This is a genomic window from Basilea psittacipulmonis DSM 24701 (assembly GCF_000743945.1).
Lineage (GTDB): Bacteria > Pseudomonadota > Gammaproteobacteria > Burkholderiales > Burkholderiaceae_B > Basilea > Basilea psittacipulmonis.
Map to the genome: position 1 here is coordinate 1,214,035 of NZ_CP009238.1, position 15,994 is coordinate 1,230,028.

The following is a 15,994-nucleotide window of genomic DNA, read 5'->3' on the forward strand; positions in this document are numbered from 1 at the left end:
CTTTAAAAACTTTATGTCACCTAGCCCCAGATAAGGTTTTTCGTGACTATTCGTTATAAAATACCAATTTGACGCTTCTTTACCTACCTTTGAATGATAATGAAGCACCCGTCGCTATTAATCTTTCCCCAAAAATCTAGCTCTATGTTTTTAAAAAGTCTTTCTTCACGTTTAAAAATCAGCACGTTTATTTGGATAACCGCGGCATTAATTTCTATTTCCTTAACCTTATTGTTTTCATGGAAATTAGAAGGTGGTGCAGCAGCGATTAATACGGCTGGCAGTTTAAGGATGCAAACCTATCGTTTAGTTAATCTGATTCAAAGACATGAGCCTGTTGATCTAGTTGAAGAAAAAATTGCTTTTTTTGATAAAACACTAAAAACCATCGAACAAGGCGATCCCAGTCGTCCGCTATTTTTGCCATCTGTTGAAGAAGTCGTCAACAATATGGATCTAATTCAGGCCCAATGGAAAACCCAAATTCGCCCTGTCTTACTAAATGCCTTACACCATTCTGATGCTTTTATTGATCACCAAGTTATCGAAAGTTTTATCGATCGAATCAATCAACTGGTCCTATCCATTGAAATCGTAGATGACCGCTATACCGCGTGGTTAAGAGTTTTTCAAACGGGCTTGATGTTAATGGTCATCATCGGTGCAGGCATTATGATTATCTTGTTATATTCTTGGATTATTTCGCCATTGGAAAACTTGCAAAATGGGGTCAAAGAGATTCTTAAAGGAAATTTCGGCACACAAGTTCCCGTTGCGACGACTTCAGAATTTGCCCAAGTCGATAAAGGGTTTAACCAGATGAGCCAGCATCTTCTTATGTTGTATTCTAATTTGGAAAAAGAAGTAGCCCAAAAAACGTCTGATTTAGCGAAAAAGAACGATATGTTAGAAACGCTATATCAGTTCTCTAGCTTTTTTAATGTCAGCCATTTTATCGGCGAAACTTGCGAAGGTTTTTTGCAACGATTACAAGCGATTTTTCCTTTTATTAACGCTTCTTCTATTCGTTTAATCGATACCAAAACACAGCGTTCAGATCTTATCGCACAAAACAATCTACCACTGGCCATTCAAGAATCGTTTAACTGCGATCACTTCAATGCTTGTCTATGCGGAGAGTCTTACATCACAAACGATTGGGCCCCTATACACTTAAATAGAAATGTCCCCCATCACAAAAATCTAGAATGTTATAAAGAACATTTTAAGAGTTTAAGAAACTTCCCTATTCGTTTTAAGAACCAAGAAATTGGTTATTTAACTTTATTCTTTCATGATGATCCTAATCTACAAAATCAAGATTTAGAACTATTAAACAACCTTTGTAATCAATTAGGCATTGTCTTATCAAACAACCAACTTATTGAGGAAAGTAAGCAATTAGCGGTTTTACAAGAGCGAAACTTAATTGCACAAGGACTACATGATAGTATTGCTCAAACACTTAATTTCTTAAACTTACAAACACAGATGTTGGATGATGCACTCAAACAGCAAAACCAAGATATGGTGTTAGAAAACCTGCATTTTATTCAAACAGGTATTAAAGAATGTTATGACGATGTCCGCGAATTGTTATTGAACTTTCGCACAAAAATCACGAACAAAGAATTTAATAAAGCCGTGGAAGATTTAGTTGCACGTTTTGAAAAACAAACTAAAATCGCCATCGACTTACATTGGAATGGTTCTGGCCCCACACTCATTGCCGATCAACAATTACAGTTTTTATTTATTTTGCAAGAAAGTCTATCAAATATTCGCAAACATTCTCAAGCCAGCAGTGTTTCCGTTAGCTTTTCTAACGACCATGACTATATAATGACGATTAGAGATAATGGTTGCGGTTTTAACACCGATGAGATGAACTTATTATCGGCAGAACATATTGGGCTGAGAATCATGAAAGAACGAGCCAAACGAATCAATGCTACGTTCAACATTGAATCGATTATTGATCAAGGCACCACCATTATTTTAACCTTACCTCATAAAGAAAGGACATACTCGTGAACTCAAAAATCTCCATTGTACTGATTGATGATCATACACTTTTTAGAAGTGGCATTAAGGCATTACTAAGTCGCCAATCTGACTTTGAGGTCGTTGGAGAAGCAGCAGACGGATTATCAGGAATCAAACTGGTAGAACAGCTTAAACCAGATTTGGTGCTATTAGATTTAGATATGCCCGTTATGGACGGCCGCGAGACACTGAACCAAATTTTCAGTAGCAATCCTCAACAAGCGGTCGTGATATTAACCGTATCTGAAGATAGCAATGATTTAACCGAATGTATTCGTTCAGGAGCACGTGGTTTTTTACTTAAAAACATCAGTGCAGATTTTTTAATAGACAGTGTACGTAAGGCTGTCGATGGCGATAATGTTTTTTCACCAGAAATGACCGCCAGACTAGTTGAGTCACTCATTAAACCACAACATACGACGGAACCCTCTGAATTAGAAAGTCTCACCCCCAGAGAGCTGGAAATTCTTGGCTATTTGGCTATTGGACATAGCAATAAAATTATTGCCAGACATTTAGATCTAGCCGAATCAACGATTAAGGTACATGTCCAAAATATTCTGAGAAAATTAAATTTAAGCAGTCGTGTACAAGCCGCTGTTTATGCCGTTCAGCACAATATCAAATCACCTGATATATCATGAAAAGCAGTACTAGAAACCAATTATGTGGCATGATAAAAAACATTCATCATTATCATGACTTGCATATCCTAGCTATCGATATTAATGGGCTGACTATCTACGCTGAGTTAAATTCTTTTGCTTACCAAAATTTATCAGTTGACCCAGATAAACCCACAATGGTGTTTATCAAAGCCCCTCATGTTTCTGTGATGACGGATCTACCACCGTTTAGACTGTCTGCTGAAAATCAAATCAAAGGGATCATTAAAAAAATTGAAACAGGTGCTGTGAATACCTTAATTGAGTTGCTCACCGAATCAGGACACTCCCTATTCTCTGTCATTACCGTAGGAAGTTGCGAAACACTACAATTAAAAACAGGACAAAGCGTTTACGCTGTTTTTCGTGCAAATCAAGTAGTTATTGCCCAAACATAACACACAACACTTAGTTTATATAAACCAGCATGAGTTGCTATACACTCAAACTCCATGCGAATGTGAAATATCGCTTGTCACCCACTCACATCGCATCCATCGAATACATGCGGTTGGTCGGTAAGCTTCTGCCTACATTAAAGCGAATGTGAAATATTGCTTGTCACCCACTCACATCACATCCACCGAATACATGCGGTTGGTCGGTAAGCTTCTGCCTACATTAAAAGCGAATGACCGTGAAATATCGCTTGTTATACACTCACATCCCATCCATCGAATACATGCGGATGGTCGGTAAGCTTTTGCCTACATTAAATGCGAATGTGAAATATCAGTTGTTATATCGTGCAAATAAAAGAAATGAGGGAATAATAGACATAAAAAAAGGGGCAAAGCCCCTTTGACCTATTCTGTTGCCAAGTGGGTCACACTCCTGGCTGAACTAATCAAGCAGCCAATGCAAAGTTTTCGTCGTTTGCATTTATAAATTTGCTAGATTTACGGTCTTCGCCTACCGGCTGCCGATCTCCCTATCTTTCCCTGTCGAAACCAGTACGTCCCCATCAAAAGCAGTCTCATGTAAAACAACTTTTGGTGGAGACGGCGGGAATTGAACCCGCGTCCAGAAAACCTTCAGTCAACCAGATATACAGCTTAATGTATATTATACAATTATTCTTGCCATCATGATACAAAAAAATCGCTTCTTTAATCGATCTCATCAGATGAGATGCGTACCTGAAACATTTTTTTATATCCGTTGAACTCTTTTTCCGCCTTTTCTTACCCTGACATCAGTAACAGAGAGGAATTAGCAGAAAATCAAAGTCTATCATTTCATAAAACAAGTGATGAAATAATACAAATTAGCATTTACCAAAGCAAGCACCGCATTACATTCGGCACATGATTTACTTTAACTCTTTGGGCAATGGAAAACGAACGTTTTCTTCCACACCTTTGACTCGTCTTACAGAAATCGCCCCTAACTCTTTTAATCTTAGCAGTACTTCTTGCACCAAGACTTCTGGAGCAGATGCACCTGCCGTAATCCCAATATGTTGCTTACCCTCCAACCATTTTGGGTCAATGGAACTTGCTCCATCGATTAAATACGCCTCGCATCCTAATCTATCAGCGACTTCTCTTAAACGATTAGAATTTGAGCTATTGATGCTACCAACCACAAAGAATAGATCACACTTGGGAGCAATCATTTTAACGGCATCTTGACGATTTTGAGTGGCATAACAAATATCACTTTTGTGCGGTTCCACAATATTAGGAAATCGCTGACGCAAAGCATTGGCAACGCTTGCCGCATCATCTACCGATAACGTCGTCTGGGTAACGAAAGCCAAACGTTCTGTTTGAGTCACCTGCAACAACTCGACATCTTGAGGCGTTTCCACTAAATGAATGCGTCCTTGAGCCTGCCCTAATGTTCCCTCAACTTCAGGATGGCCTTTATGACCAATCATAATAATTTCATAACCATCCGCGTGCATTTTTCTAACTTCTTTATGAACTTTGGTCACTAACGGACAGGTTGCATCAAAGACTCTTAACCCACGCTTTTCGGCTTCTTCGCGAACAGCCTGTGAGACACCATGTGCTGAAAAAATAACAATGGCATCTTCAGGCACTTCATTCAATTCATTAATAAAAATGGCACCTTTATCTCTAAGGCTTTGTACCACAAAACGATTATGCACAATTTCATGTCGCACATAAATAGGTGCTCCGTGAATTTCTAACGCACGTTCAACGATTTCAATAGCACGATCGACACCCGCACAGAAACCCCGTGGTTCAGCCAACAAGATATCGGACATTACAATACTCCCAGAATCTTAACATCTACCTTTAAGTTTTTACCTGCAAACGGATGATTAAAATCTAAGATCACGTAATCTTCGCCTACTTCCTGAATAATGCCAGCGTAACTAGCCCCATCATCTGCATTAAACTGTATCATTTCTCCCGGCTCAAACAAAGGATTATCCTCTGTAGAACCGCTTTCTAACTCAGATTTTGAAACAGATTTAACCAACTCAGCATTATGTTGGCCAAACGCCTCATTAAGTTCAAAAGAAAACTCATCGCCTACTTTATGTCCGTAAAGATGTTTTTCCATGGCTGAAATCCACTGTTCAGCACCTAACTGAATGGTTGCAGGTCTATCGACAAACGTATCGATAAACACCTGTCCCTTGCCCTCACCTGAATTTAAGGTAATTCGATAGTGTAATGTTAGGTATGAATTCTCTTGGATGATTTCAGTATCGCTCATATTTATATTCTCTATCTTGCATTATGCTAATAAAAATTTGTCGTTGCTATTTTAAAGGATAATTCATGGAAGTTAAACAAACATTTGATGAAAGACCGAGAGAACGTTTATTCAAATACGGTGCCAGTACGCTAACCAATGCAGAACTTCTTGCTGTCATTCTAGGCACGGGTTGCAAAGGAAAATCAGTTATTCCCTTTAGTAAAGAATTAATCCAGCACTTTGGCAGTTTTAGTAAATTACTTGAGGCCACAGAATCTGATTTAGAAAGCTTTTCGGGTTTAGGTAAAGCAAAAATTGCCAAACTCAAAGCGATTAATGAATTGGCACAACGATCTTTGCACGAGCAATTGACCGAACACAATGTGCTAAATACCCCTGATATAGTGAAACGTTACTGCATCAAAGAAATCGGTCAACAATCTATAGAACATTGTATCGCCCTGTTTCTCAATGCGAGCAATCAGCTTATTTGCATGCAAAAAATTTCGTTTGGCACAATTGATGAAACGGCTATCTATCCTAGAGAAATCATTAAACATGCTTTGAAAAATCATGCCTACAGCGTTATTTTGGCTCATAACCACCCGTCTGGCTCATGCACTCCTAGTTTGGCCGATATTAACATCACCAAAAAAATCAAAAGCACTTTACAACTGGTGAACATTCATTTACTCGATCATATTATCGTGACACAATGCGAAGCCATTTCCTTAGCAGAACTAGGCCATCTTTCATAACATGACGGATGTCGAGTCTAAGTCATGTCTATCAAATGCTATTGTGGACATGTTTAAAAAACTCTTGTCTAAAAAACGCTACTTAAATGAAAACACTAGACAAAAACAATTAAATGAAGTAAAATGGTTGGCTTTTGGAACGTGATTGTGTATGAGACGCAATTGGCGACCTGTTTTTAGAGGATTTTAAAATGAAAGAAGGCATTCACCCAGAATATCGTGACGTTGTATTTTTAGACGTACAAACCGGCACAAAAATCATCACTCGTTCTACTGCTGTTACACGTGAAACGATTGATATCGATGGCGTTACTTATCCTTTGTACAAGTGTGACGTTACTTCAGAATCTCACCCATTCTACACGGGTGCACAGACACGTATTGTTGAAACAGGTCGTGTTGAGAAGTTCCGTGCTCGTTTTGCTGGCAAAACTGGTGCGTTGAAGAAATAATAGATTCTTTATACCTAAAAGCCTGCGAGCTAATTGCTTGGCAGGCTTTTTTATTTCAGTCACCACACCACCCACTTCCACTGAAAACATTTCACCTCCAACCTCATCTTGAGTCAGCACCCACTTGCGCTGAAAACGCTTCAACCCAACCTCATCTTGAGTCAGCACGCCCCCACTTACACTGAAAACGCTTCCCCCAACCTCATCTTGAGTCACCACGCCCCTCCACCATCAACCAACATCAAGCCTCATCATTTCTTATTTTTGAAACCTATCTAAAAAAAGACACGTCATCTAACGTGTCTTTTTTTGCGTAAATGATTCGTTTAACTTCTCTTAAACTACTTTACACCTCATCAACGGGTGTGTCAGACTGAGTTTCTACGTCAATCTCTTCTTCCACTTCTAAAGGTTTTTCACCCGCTTCAAACACTGCAATAGACTCCACATGAGAGGTATGAGGGAACATATTCACTACCCCTGCTTTCATTAACTTATATCCGCCTACTCTTACTAAAATAGCGGTATCTCGAGCCAATGTTGACGGATTACAGGAAACATACACGATTCGTTTTGGACGTTCGTGTGTATCTAATTTTGCTAATGCTCGACTAACCGCCAAAGCTCCCTCTCGAGGCGGATCAATCAACATTCGATCAAAATATCCCAAATCTCTCAACCACTGAACATCTACCTCAAATAAATTCAGTGTTGTAAAACGAGTTTTCTTATCTAAACCATGTACTTGAGCGGCACTTAATGCACGATCGGTTAACGCACTGGAACCCTCAATACCCACCACTTCTTTTGCTTGAGTAGCCAGTGGCAAAGTAAAGTTTCCTAAACCGCAAAACAAATCTGCCACGCGGTCGTTCTTATCAGCCTCTAATAAACTCAATGCTCGAGCAATTAACACTCGATTAATCTGATGATTGACCTGGGTAAAATCCGTCGGACGATAGTTCATTCGCAAGTTAAATTGGGGCAAGGTATAAGCAAGCAAAGCACGATCCTCTTCATGCAATGGTTTTACCGTATCAGGCCCTTTTTCTTGTAACCACCAACTAACTTGATAGTCTTGGGCAAACTTATCTAATTTTTCAAAATCCTCTGCAGAGAAAGGCTCCAGATGACGAAGTACCAAAACAATTTTGTCACCCATTGCCAATTCAATTTGGGGAATTCTTTCAAAATTACTCAAAGAACCAATCAGTGTTCTCAACGGCATCAACATGTCCGAAACAGCTTTCGGCAAAATAGGACAGGTATGATTATCAGCCACATAGCGACTTTTTCGTTCATGAAACCCAATAAGAATACCGCCTTTTTTCTCAACATATCTAACCGATAAACGAGCACGATAACGATAATGCCAAGCTGGCCCATGAATGGGAGGCAATACCTGTGGAATAGTAACTTTAGCAATATGTTTAAACGCATCCTCTAATGCTTGCTGTTTAATGGCCACTTGAGTGCTGGGATCGATATGCTGCATAGCACAGCCACCACACACACCAAAGTGTTCACATTTTGGGGTAACTCTAGCAGAGGAAGACTTAATCACTTTAATTGTTTTCGCTATTTCATAAGATGGTTTTTTGCGAAACACCTCTGCTTCAACGTATTCTCCAGGCAAAGCACCTTCTACAAATATCGTTTTTCCATCTCTACGAGCAATACCTCTGGCCTCTAAATCTAAAGATTCAATTAAAAATAATTCTGTCATGACAAATTAGTATAAAAGATTAATCTACCCAAGCATCCAAGAAATCTTGCCAATGGGCGTGGGTTTTGGCAAGTTCTTGAACCAGCGAACGAGCCAAATTCATTTCTTCCTCGTAAGCTCGATCAAAAATATCGCCTTTGATATATAAAAATCGACAATACAACAACCAAGTATTCATCACATCCGTTTCACAATAATCGCGTACGGCTTTTGATTGGCCACTATACCACTGTTGCCATACTTGGCTACCATCCATGTCTAATTTTCCTGGGTAACCACAAAGTTTGGCCATCTGATCAAGCGGTGCATTTCGACCACTTAACTTGGCTAAAGAATCCATCAAATCGATATGTTTGGTGTGATAACGAGACAAATAATTGTTATATTTCTTATCTCTTTCATGATCGCCTGTATCCCAGTAAGTTTGGCTAGCAATCTTATGAATCAAAGAACGATAATGCAATACAGGCAAATCAAATCCGTTACCGTTCCAAGACACTAATCGAGGAGAATAAAAGTCAATAATTTTGAAAAACTGCTGAATGAGTTCTTCTTCACTACTGTTTTCTGAACCAAGCGAACGGACGGATAACGGTTCTTTGCCCCCTCGAAAAACACAAGAGATAGTGACAATTTTTTGTAGGTGCAAAGGAAAAAAATCAGTCCCTTTCTCTTCCTGCAATCGTTCCGTTGCTTTTTTGATCACTTCTACATCATCCGTCAAATGTGCAAGATCGGCATGCAATCTTTTAAGACCTTGCACATCAGGGACCGTTTCTAAATCAAAAACTAAAACATGCGACATATTAGTGAGACAAATAATTTAACGGGTTCACAGGTGTGCCATCACGACGAATTTCAAAATGCAATTTAGGAGTATCGGTATCCGTTTTTCCTAATGTAGCGATTTGTTCACCTTTCTTAACCTGCTGGCCTTTTTTAACTAATAGTTTCTGATTGTGTGCGTAAGCTGAAATATATTTATTCGCATGCACAATCAAAATCAAATTACCGTAGCCACGTAAGCCATTACCTGCATAACTGACGGTACCATTAGCGGTGGCATAAACAGGCTGCCCCTCTTTACCAGAAATATCAATACCGCGTGAACTTGCACTAAATGAACGGATAACTTTACCTTTAGTAGGCCATGCCCAAGAACCGCTAGTAGCAACGGTTTCCTTAGCTTTCTCTTGAGTAGTATGTTTAGTTGTTGGGGTCACTTGAGTTTGAACTTTCTCTGCTGACGCTACTTTTTCAACCTGATTAGTGACATCCGCTTTCGATGGCAACAATAATTGCTGTCCCACCGATAATTTTGAGGCATCACTTAAACGATTTATACTTTTAAGCGTGGCCAAATCGGTGTTTGAACGTTTGGCAATGCTATAAAGCGTATCACCCGCTTTTACCTTATAGTAGGTTGCCGCTTTTTTTACTTTCTCGACAGACTCTTGCGTGGTTTTTGTCGCTTGATTAATCGAAGAAACGGCATTGGAAATCGTTGTACTAACGACGCTTTTTTGTGTTGATGAATTTTGCCAAATCGAGGTAATTGGAGCAGGATTATTGGTCGTACATGCCGCCATCATGCTCGTCAACGATACACCCATTACAAAACGTAAATATCTCATAGAATATGCTCTTTTAATTCACTAAATAGATTGTAACCCAGATAATAAAGGAACAAAAAAAACATCCTCCCGTTTTTCTTGTGTCCACTCGGTTTCCGAAATTCGTTTTACCCACACCAGACATTGTTTATCTTGGTCGCCCACTGGAGCGATCAAACAGCCTCCTACTGCCATTTGGTTCAGTAATACAGAAGGAATTTTTATGCCTGCCGCCGCTAAAATAATGGCATCATACGGGGCATATTGTTCACAGCCCAACATACCATCACCATATTTTATTGTAACATTTACATCTAGGTTTAATGCTTTTAAACGTCGGCTCGATTCGTTATAAAGTGCTTCTATTCTTTCTATAGAAACCACTTGTTTAAAAACCTTTCCTAACACTGCCGCTTGATAACCACATCCCGTACCAATTTCCAATACCTTGTCACGACGTGCTTGTGCAATCAACTCAATCATTTTGGCAACCACATAAGGCTGTGAAATGGTTTGGTCATATCCAATAGGCAGGTTGCGATTCTTATAGGCCTCTTTTTGCAAAAACTGACTAACAAACAGATGTCTCGGGATGGTTTTCATCGCCTGTAATACCCGTTCATCCCTTATACCCAAACTTTGTAACTCATCAATCATCGCCTGTCTTTGTCTTAACCCATACGACGCATTGTTCACATAACGCGTTGAAGCCGCCTCCAAAGAGGGAATTCTGCGAATCTGATTATCCGCATTTTGAGTTAAGATGCCTTTTTGACCAGACGAACGTTGGATAATACTGGCATTACTATTGGTGATTTTTATCCTTTTTTGCATATGCTTTTTTTCCAATCCCTCATCTGTGTCATTTTTTCATTATTGGTTAAATCTATCTTTAAAGGGGTCAAAGAGATTTTCCCTTGATTAATGGCATAAAAATCCGTTCCCTCTTGACTGTCTTTAATCTGACCACAAGGGCCAATCCAATACATACGCTCACCAGAGGGATGATACGTTTCTTGGGCGGGTTCTGACGGATGTCTTCGGCCCAATCGAGTGATTTCCACATCTTCAACACTATATGTATCTTTCACTGGAAAATTAATATTCATCAATACATCTGATACAGGGTTGTCTAAAGCGGATTTTACAAGTTCAGCGGCAATATCAGCTACCTTAGTTAAATTCGGCCATCCTTTTTGGGTCAACGATAAAGCGATCGCGGGAATTCCAAACAAAAAGCCCTCTGTGGCAGCTGCTACCGTACCTGAATATAGGGTGTCTTCACCCAGATTAGCACCATTATTAATGCCCGAAACCACCAAGTCTGGAGGTGAGCTTAACAGACTCGTCAATGCCAAATGAACACAATCACTAGGCGTACCATTGACATAATAAAAACCGTTTTTAGATTGATGAACAAACATGGGACGTGATAAGGTTAAGGAATTAGAAGCCCCACTATGATTAACCTCTGGTGCGATTACAGTGACTTTTGCAAAAGTTTTCAATCGTTCCGCAAGTGCTTCTAAACCCAATGCAGAATACCCATCATCATTAGACAATAAAATATGTTTCATCAAAATAACCTCCGAAAGCTATTTTAAAACATCAACAAGAAAAAACATTTTTTCTGCCCGCAATTCGCTTAAAATAAAAAGATTGGTGTCAACATGATGTATTGATATGTCTCTTGCTTTATTAGTTTTTGTAGTCTCTTTTCTTTTAGGATCCATACCTTTTGCCGTCATTGTTTCTAAAGCGTTTAAATTAGACGATCCCAGAAACTTTGGTTCAGGAAATCCAGGTGCTACGAATGTACTACGAACGGGTAATAAAAAAGCGGCCGCTTTGACCCTTTTAGGCGATATGATAAAAGGCTTTATCCCTGTTGCTTTTTGTCACTGGGTATTAGTCGATCAGTACCAACTATCTGAAAACCTCATTGCCTATTCTTTGTTAGGAGCGTTTTTAGGACACATCTACTCTATTTTCTTAAAATTCAAAGGTGGCAAAGGTGTTTCCACCTCTTTAGGCGTGTTATTAGGACTTCACCCACTTTTAGCATTCATCGTTTTATTTATCTGGATAGCTGTTGCTTTCATCACTGGCTACTCTTCTTTAGCCGCTATTATCGCCGCTGTATGTGCCCCTGCAATCTACGCCTTAGGCACGGGTTCGCTATTTGGTGACTTTAACCTTACCACTCAGATCTGTCTGATTATCATGGTGCTAGTATTGCTTTATCGCCATAAAACGAATATCCAAAAACTATTAAACGGCCAAGAAAGCGGTTTTAAAAAACGCCAGAAATAAACATCATCGCATTCATGTCTGATAACTAGCCAAATCCCAGCGAGGATGAATTTCCGTGCGATAATCCAGCTTATTGATATCTAACAACCCCGCACGAATTCTTAATGCAGCCGCATGTGCAATCATCGCACCATTATCAGTACATAAGGCCAATGGCGGAAAATAAACCGATCCGCCTAATTTTTTCATCTCTTCTGTCAAAAAAGAACGTAACTGCAAGTTGGCCCCCACTCCTCCTGCAACCACCAATCGTTTTAAGCCTGTTTGCTTCATCGCCGCGATAGATTTTGAGCCCAAAATATCAATAATCGCCGCTTGTATCGAGGCCGCCACATCATTATCGTCAATCGATTTCCCCTCTTTTTCTAATTTTTTAGTTAATGTCAGTACCGCTGTTTTTAAACCACTAAAAGAAAAATCAAGGTCGCCACTGTGCTTCATAGGACGAGGTAAATCATAGGCCTTAGGATTTCCATGAGCCGCCATTTTGGCAAGAACCGGGCCACCTGGATAACTTAACCCCATTAATTTAGCGGATTTATCAAATGCCTCGCCAGCCGCATCATCCAAGGTTTCGCCTAACAATATATAATCACCCACCCCATTGACCTGCATAATTTGGGTATGGCCACCCGACACCAACAAGGCCACAAAAGGAAACTCTGGCACTTCTTCGCCCATTAAAGGAGATAATAAATGCCCCTCTAAATGATGAATCGCTACAGTTGGGATCTTTCTCGCATAAGCTAATGCTTGAGCAAAAGAAGCCCCCACCAACAAAGCACCGCCCAAACCTGGACCTGCGGTATAGGCAATGACATCAATATCGTTTAAAGTCACCCCTGCTTGTTCATAACAGGTTTGCAATAATGGCATGATTCTTCGAATATGATCGCGAGAAGCCAGTTCTGGGACCACGCCACCATAAGCCCTATGCATATCGATTTGACTGTGTAGCGTATGAGCCAATAGCCCTTTTTCTAAATGATAGATAGCCACACCTGTTTCATCACAAGAGCTTTCAAAAGCAAGTATATTCATTATTTGAGCATTCATTATTCAGACAAAGATACTATTTTACTCTAATAAAACCCGCACATCATACATCTGCTTATCTTGTAGTCAGTTTATAAACAGTGCCTTCAAACCTCGCTTACATCACCGTCTCCAGATACACCCATTTATTTGTAAAAAAATAAAAAAACATCATCATTCTTTTTCTTGAATGATATTTGCTAAAATAGCAAAATTAAAAAGGAAAAATATGAAACTTGCCACTTGGAATGTCAATTCACTCAAAGTAAGACTTGAACAGGTATTAGCGTGGTTGGATGAATCCGAATGCGACGTACTGTGTTTACAAGAACTAAAAATGGATACCCCTTTATTCCCCCAAGAACGATTTGAGGAAAAAGGATTTCATTGTGCGTGGATAGGTCAAAAAACCTATAACGGTGTTGCCATTATTTCACGTTATCCATTGAGCGATATAATTTACAACAATCCTTATTTTGAGGATACCCAAAAACGTTTAGTAACCGCTACCGTTTCCGCTCCTATCGGTAATGTTCGAGTTATTTGTGCCTATTGTCCTAATGGCAGTGATATTGAAAGTGAAAAATACCATTACAAACTATCTTGGTTCAAAGCACTGAATCACTGGGTCGCCGAACAATTACAACAACATCCTAAACTCGTATTGAACGGAGACTTTAATATTGCGCCTCAAGACCAAGATATTCACTCAGGATACAAAGGTCCTATTCTAATTTCAGAAGCAGAACGTATGGCGTTTCAACACTTACTGGACTTGGGATTGCATGATGCGTTTCGTTTATTTGAACAAGAAGAAAAAAGCTTTTCTTGGTGGGACTATCGTATGATGAGCTTTAGAAGAAACGCGGGATTAAGAATTGATCATATTCTTATTAGTCAATCGTTGGTGAATGAATGTCATGCTTGCGTGATTGACAAAGCACCACGAAAAAATGAAAAACCATCTGATCACACGCCAGTTGTCGCCACATTTTTATCATAAGGAAACATTATGTTATTCAATAAGAATCTATTGTTAATCGCTGGTCTTTCACTGATTCTCACGGCTTGTGAGACTGTTGAACTGTACCCCAAAACATCATCCACATACTTTGCACCTAATTATCAATTAATTGATAGCAATCTTCAATCCAGCCAATCGGATGATACTGAGTCAAGTTTTGTGATTAAATTGGCCTCTACTCGACCTGGTTTTGATTTTACGGATGAGTTACAAGTCAAAGAACAGACGATTTATGCCCATCCCAATCTTTATATTACCCGTAACGATTTAGAAAACGTCACTGCAAAAGCAAACAAAAAATCGGGTAAAGCTTGGGTAGTTCTCACGCTGAACGATGCTGGAGCCAGAAAACTTGAATCGATTACTCGTGATTATCAAGGCAAGTATCTTGTCGTCAGTAGTAAAAATCAAATCGTATCACTATTAAAAATCAATAGCATCGCTTCGGACGAGTTAGATATTCCGATGTCAAACGCTTTTCAAGCAAGTGCTTTACAAGAACAAATTTTAGATGGGGAATAACGAATCGTTAAACTCATTTAACACCATGAGAAAAGCAATTCGGGGGCGATGTTCAGCCCCCGATTTTGTCACCACGACACGATTTTTTAAAACCGTTCATGCGGATTTAAATAACGCCATTTACCCAGTGGCAAGTCGCCTAGTCTTACTCGTCCAATTCTGACACGTTTTAGACCCACTACTTTCAACCCCACCAATTCACACATTCTTCGTATCTGACGTTTCTTTCCCTCTTTTAATATGAACTTTAATTGATCTTTATTTTGCCATGTTACTTTGGCTGGTTTTAAAGGCTTTCCATCTAAGCTCAAACCATGATTTAACAAGGCCAAACCATTTTCGATTAAACGACCTTTTACACGCACCAAATACTCTTTTTCAATATCTGAATCATCACCAATTATCTGCTTAGCAATCGTTCCATCCTGAGTCAAAATTAACAATCCCGTAGAATCAATATCTAAACGTCCTGCAGGAGCCAATCCTTTAAGATGTTTTGATGAAAAAGCTTGAGTATCCTTTTCATATTGATTCTCTTTTTTTACCAGCACACTAGCAGGTAAATATGTTTTCTCAGCTTGCCCAGACACATACCCCACTGGTTTATGAAGAACAATGGTGACTCTTTGTGATTGGGTTCGCAATGCTTGTTTATTTAAGGTGATAACATCATCTGCAAAGGCTTTTTGCCCCAGTTGTGCTACCTCTCCATTGACGAGAACCCATCCATTTTCTAAATACGTATCGGCCTCTCGACGTGAACAAAGTCCGCGTTGAGCAAGTAATTTTGAAATTCGTTGAGCAGATTGATCGCTAGACATCACAATGCACTATCACCTGATTCATTAGTACGAATGCGAATCGCATTTTCTACTGGCATGACAAAAATCTTACCATCCCCGATCTTACCCGTTCTGGCGGCATTACTAATCGCTTCTAAAGCAGAATCTACCATGCTATCATCCACCACCAGTTCTATTTTAATTTTAGGTAAAAAATCGACCACATACTCAGCACCACGATACAGCTCTGTATGGCCTTTTTGACGACCAAATCCTTTTACTTCCGTAACGGTTAGACCACTGACACCCAAGCCTGACAACGCTTCGCGTACTTCATCCAACTTAAAAGGTTTAATGATTGCCATAATAAGTTTCATAA

General features: G+C 39.5%; 18 protein-coding genes and 1 other RNA gene. 8 read left to right on the top strand and 11 right to left on the bottom strand.

All coding sequences use genetic code 11. The features are described from left to right. The first annotated feature begins 144 nt into the window (after positions 1-144). From IX83_RS05245 to IX83_RS05255, 3 genes are read left to right on the top strand one after another with little or no spacing between them, the layout of a single operon-like run. Positions 145-2,034 (top strand): type IV pili methyl-accepting chemotaxis transducer N-terminal domain-containing protein, encoded by a 1,890-nt coding sequence (locus IX83_RS05245; protein ID WP_038501616.1) that lies wholly within the window; start codon positions 145-147, stop codon positions 2,032-2,034. After that, entirely contained in the window at positions 2,031-2,693 is a 663-nt protein-coding gene (locus IX83_RS05250; protein WP_077315814.1) for a response regulator, read from the top strand. The genes IX83_RS05245 and IX83_RS05250 overlap by 4 nt, the downstream gene beginning before the upstream one ends. After that, positions 2,690-3,112: a TOBE domain-containing protein gene (locus IX83_RS05255; RefSeq protein WP_077315813.1), complete on the top strand. Its 423-nt coding sequence runs from the start codon at positions 2,690-2,692 to the stop codon at positions 3,110-3,112. Before IX83_RS05250 ends, IX83_RS05255 begins: the two co-directional genes overlap by 4 nt. Positions 3,113-3,493: 381 nt before the next feature. On the opposite strand, the gene ssrA is transcribed toward IX83_RS05255, so the two are convergent. The 3 genes from ssrA to IX83_RS05265 form a co-directional block, all read right to left on the bottom strand. Then, positions 3,494-3,823: a transfer-messenger RNA gene (gene ssrA / locus IX83_RS08880) on the bottom strand. Positions 3,824-4,026: 203 nt separating this feature from the next. Then, complete coding sequence (gene ispH, locus IX83_RS05260) at positions 4,027-4,950, bottom strand: 4-hydroxy-3-methylbut-2-enyl diphosphate reductase (RefSeq protein WP_038499946.1); 924 nt, start codon at positions 4,948-4,950, stop codon at positions 4,027-4,029. After that, entirely contained in the window at positions 4,950-5,408 is a 459-nt protein-coding gene (locus IX83_RS05265; protein WP_038499949.1) for an FKBP-type peptidyl-prolyl cis-trans isomerase, read from the bottom strand. Before IX83_RS05265 ends, ispH begins: the two co-directional genes overlap by 1 nt. Positions 5,409-5,473: 65 nt before the next feature. Between IX83_RS05265 and radC the strand changes: the two genes are divergently transcribed. Both radC and IX83_RS05275 read left to right on the top strand, forming a co-directional pair. Then, complete coding sequence (radC, locus tag IX83_RS05270) at positions 5,474-6,148, top strand: RadC family protein (protein ID WP_038499952.1); 675 nt, start codon at positions 5,474-5,476, stop codon at positions 6,146-6,148. Positions 6,149-6,339: 191 nt separating this feature from the next. Continuing rightward, positions 6,340-6,600 carry a type B 50S ribosomal protein L31 gene (locus IX83_RS05275; RefSeq protein ID WP_038499954.1) on the top strand — a complete coding sequence of 87 codons (261 nt, stop codon included), beginning with the start codon at positions 6,340-6,342 and terminating at the stop codon, positions 6,598-6,600. A 346-nt stretch (positions 6,601-6,946) separates the two neighbouring features. Here IX83_RS05275 and rlmD read toward each other — a convergent pair whose 3' ends face one another. The 5 genes from rlmD to surE are packed head-to-tail and all read right to left on the bottom strand — an operon-like array spanning position 6,947 to position 11,516. Beyond that, on the bottom strand, positions 6,947-8,326 hold the full coding sequence (rlmD, locus tag IX83_RS05280) for a 23S rRNA (uracil(1939)-C(5))-methyltransferase RlmD (protein WP_051919349.1): 1,380 nt from the start codon (positions 8,324-8,326) through the stop codon (positions 6,947-6,949). A 19-nt stretch (positions 8,327-8,345) separates the two neighbouring features. Continuing rightward, positions 8,346-9,131, bottom strand: coding sequence for a 3'-5' exonuclease (locus tag IX83_RS05285; RefSeq protein ID WP_038499956.1), 786 nt, complete (start codon positions 9,129-9,131; stop codon positions 8,346-8,348). Between the two features lies 1 nt (position 9,132). Next, the gene (locus IX83_RS05290) at positions 9,133-9,960 is read right to left on the bottom strand and encodes a peptidoglycan DD-metalloendopeptidase family protein (RefSeq protein WP_167931240.1); all 828 of its coding nucleotides are present in this window, start codon (positions 9,958-9,960) and stop codon (positions 9,133-9,135) included. A gap of 21 nt (positions 9,961-9,981) precedes the next feature. Continuing rightward, positions 9,982-10,773: a protein-L-isoaspartate(D-aspartate) O-methyltransferase gene (locus IX83_RS05295; protein WP_077315812.1), complete on the bottom strand. Its 792-nt coding sequence runs from the start codon at positions 10,771-10,773 to the stop codon at positions 9,982-9,984. Next, a complete protein-coding gene (gene surE, locus IX83_RS05300) occupies positions 10,758-11,516 on the bottom strand; it encodes a 5'/3'-nucleotidase SurE (RefSeq protein ID WP_038499958.1) in 759 nt (252 codons plus the stop codon). The genes IX83_RS05295 and surE overlap by 16 nt, the downstream gene beginning before the upstream one ends. Positions 11,517-11,622: 106 nt before the next feature. Between surE and plsY the strand changes: the two genes are divergently transcribed. Then, complete coding sequence (gene plsY / locus IX83_RS05305; RefSeq protein ID WP_038499960.1) at positions 11,623-12,252, top strand: glycerol-3-phosphate 1-O-acyltransferase PlsY; 630 nt, start codon at positions 11,623-11,625, stop codon at positions 12,250-12,252. A 12-nt stretch (positions 12,253-12,264) separates the two neighbouring features. Here the strand turns inward: plsY and tsaD are convergent, their stop codons facing one another. Further along, positions 12,265-13,293, bottom strand: a complete 1,029-nt coding sequence (gene tsaD, locus IX83_RS05310) for a tRNA (adenosine(37)-N6)-threonylcarbamoyltransferase complex transferase subunit TsaD (RefSeq protein ID WP_038499961.1) — start codon at positions 13,291-13,293, stop codon at positions 12,265-12,267. Between the two features lie 223 nt (positions 13,294-13,516). Between tsaD and xth the strand changes: the two genes are divergently transcribed. Then, on the top strand, positions 13,517-14,290 hold the full coding sequence (xth, locus tag IX83_RS05315; RefSeq protein WP_038499963.1) for an exodeoxyribonuclease III: 774 nt from the start codon (positions 13,517-13,519) through the stop codon (positions 14,288-14,290). Positions 14,291-14,299: 9 nt separating this feature from the next. Beyond that, the gene (locus tag IX83_RS05320; RefSeq protein WP_038499967.1) at positions 14,300-14,833 is read left to right on the top strand and encodes a SecDF P1 head subdomain-containing protein; all 534 of its coding nucleotides are present in this window, start codon (positions 14,300-14,302) and stop codon (positions 14,831-14,833) included. Between the two features lie 86 nt (positions 14,834-14,919). Here IX83_RS05320 and IX83_RS05325 read toward each other — a convergent pair whose 3' ends face one another. Next, positions 14,920-15,654 carry a pseudouridine synthase gene (locus IX83_RS05325; protein ID WP_038499970.1) on the bottom strand — a complete coding sequence of 245 codons (735 nt, stop codon included), beginning with the start codon at positions 15,652-15,654 and terminating at the stop codon, positions 14,920-14,922. Next, positions 15,654-15,992, bottom strand: coding sequence for a P-II family nitrogen regulator (locus IX83_RS05330; RefSeq protein ID WP_038499973.1), 339 nt, complete (start codon positions 15,990-15,992; stop codon positions 15,654-15,656). The genes IX83_RS05325 and IX83_RS05330 overlap by 1 nt, the downstream gene beginning before the upstream one ends. Between the last annotated feature and the right edge of the window lie 2 nt (positions 15,993-15,994).

Excerpts from the sequence above, each read along its gene's own strand:
- radC (WP_038499952.1), top strand. The coding sequence starts at position 5,474 with ATGGAAGTTAAACAAACATTTGATGAAAGACCGAGAGAACGTTTATTC.
- IX83_RS05295 (WP_077315812.1), bottom strand. The coding sequence starts at position 10,773 with ATGCAAAAAAGGATAAAAATCACCAATAGTAATGCCAGTATTATCCAA.
- IX83_RS05255 (WP_077315813.1), top strand. The coding sequence starts at position 2,690 with ATGAAAAGCAGTACTAGAAACCAATTATGTGGCATGATAAAAAACATT.
- IX83_RS05275 (WP_038499954.1), top strand. The coding sequence starts at position 6,340 with ATGAAAGAAGGCATTCACCCAGAATATCGTGACGTTGTATTTTTAGAC.
- IX83_RS05290 (WP_167931240.1), bottom strand. The coding sequence starts at position 9,960 with ATGAGATATTTACGTTTTGTAATGGGTGTATCGTTGACGAGCATGATG.
- IX83_RS05330 (WP_038499973.1), bottom strand. The coding sequence starts at position 15,992 with ATGAAACTTATTATGGCAATCATTAAACCTTTTAAGTTGGATGAAGTA.
- IX83_RS05325 (WP_038499970.1), bottom strand. The coding sequence starts at position 15,654 with ATGTCTAGCGATCAATCTGCTCAACGAATTTCAAAATTACTTGCTCAA.
- plsY (WP_038499960.1), top strand. The coding sequence starts at position 11,623 with ATGTCTCTTGCTTTATTAGTTTTTGTAGTCTCTTTTCTTTTAGGATCC.
- IX83_RS05245 (WP_038501616.1), top strand. The coding sequence starts at position 145 with ATGTTTTTAAAAAGTCTTTCTTCACGTTTAAAAATCAGCACGTTTATT.
- surE (WP_038499958.1), bottom strand. The coding sequence starts at position 11,516 with ATGAAACATATTTTATTGTCTAATGATGATGGGTATTCTGCATTGGGT.
- tsaD (WP_038499961.1), bottom strand. The coding sequence starts at position 13,293 with ATGAATATACTTGCTTTTGAAAGCTCTTGTGATGAAACAGGTGTGGCT.
- IX83_RS05320 (WP_038499967.1), top strand. The coding sequence starts at position 14,300 with ATGTTATTCAATAAGAATCTATTGTTAATCGCTGGTCTTTCACTGATT.
- rlmD (WP_051919349.1), bottom strand. The coding sequence starts at position 8,326 with ATGACAGAATTATTTTTAATTGAATCTTTAGATTTAGAGGCCAGAGGT.
- IX83_RS05265 (WP_038499949.1), bottom strand. The coding sequence starts at position 5,408 with ATGAGCGATACTGAAATCATCCAAGAGAATTCATACCTAACATTACAC.
- xth (WP_038499963.1), top strand. The coding sequence starts at position 13,517 with ATGAAACTTGCCACTTGGAATGTCAATTCACTCAAAGTAAGACTTGAA.
- IX83_RS05285 (WP_038499956.1), bottom strand. The coding sequence starts at position 9,131 with ATGTCGCATGTTTTAGTTTTTGATTTAGAAACGGTCCCTGATGTGCAA.
- ispH (WP_038499946.1), bottom strand. The coding sequence starts at position 4,950 with ATGTCCGATATCTTGTTGGCTGAACCACGGGGTTTCTGTGCGGGTGTC.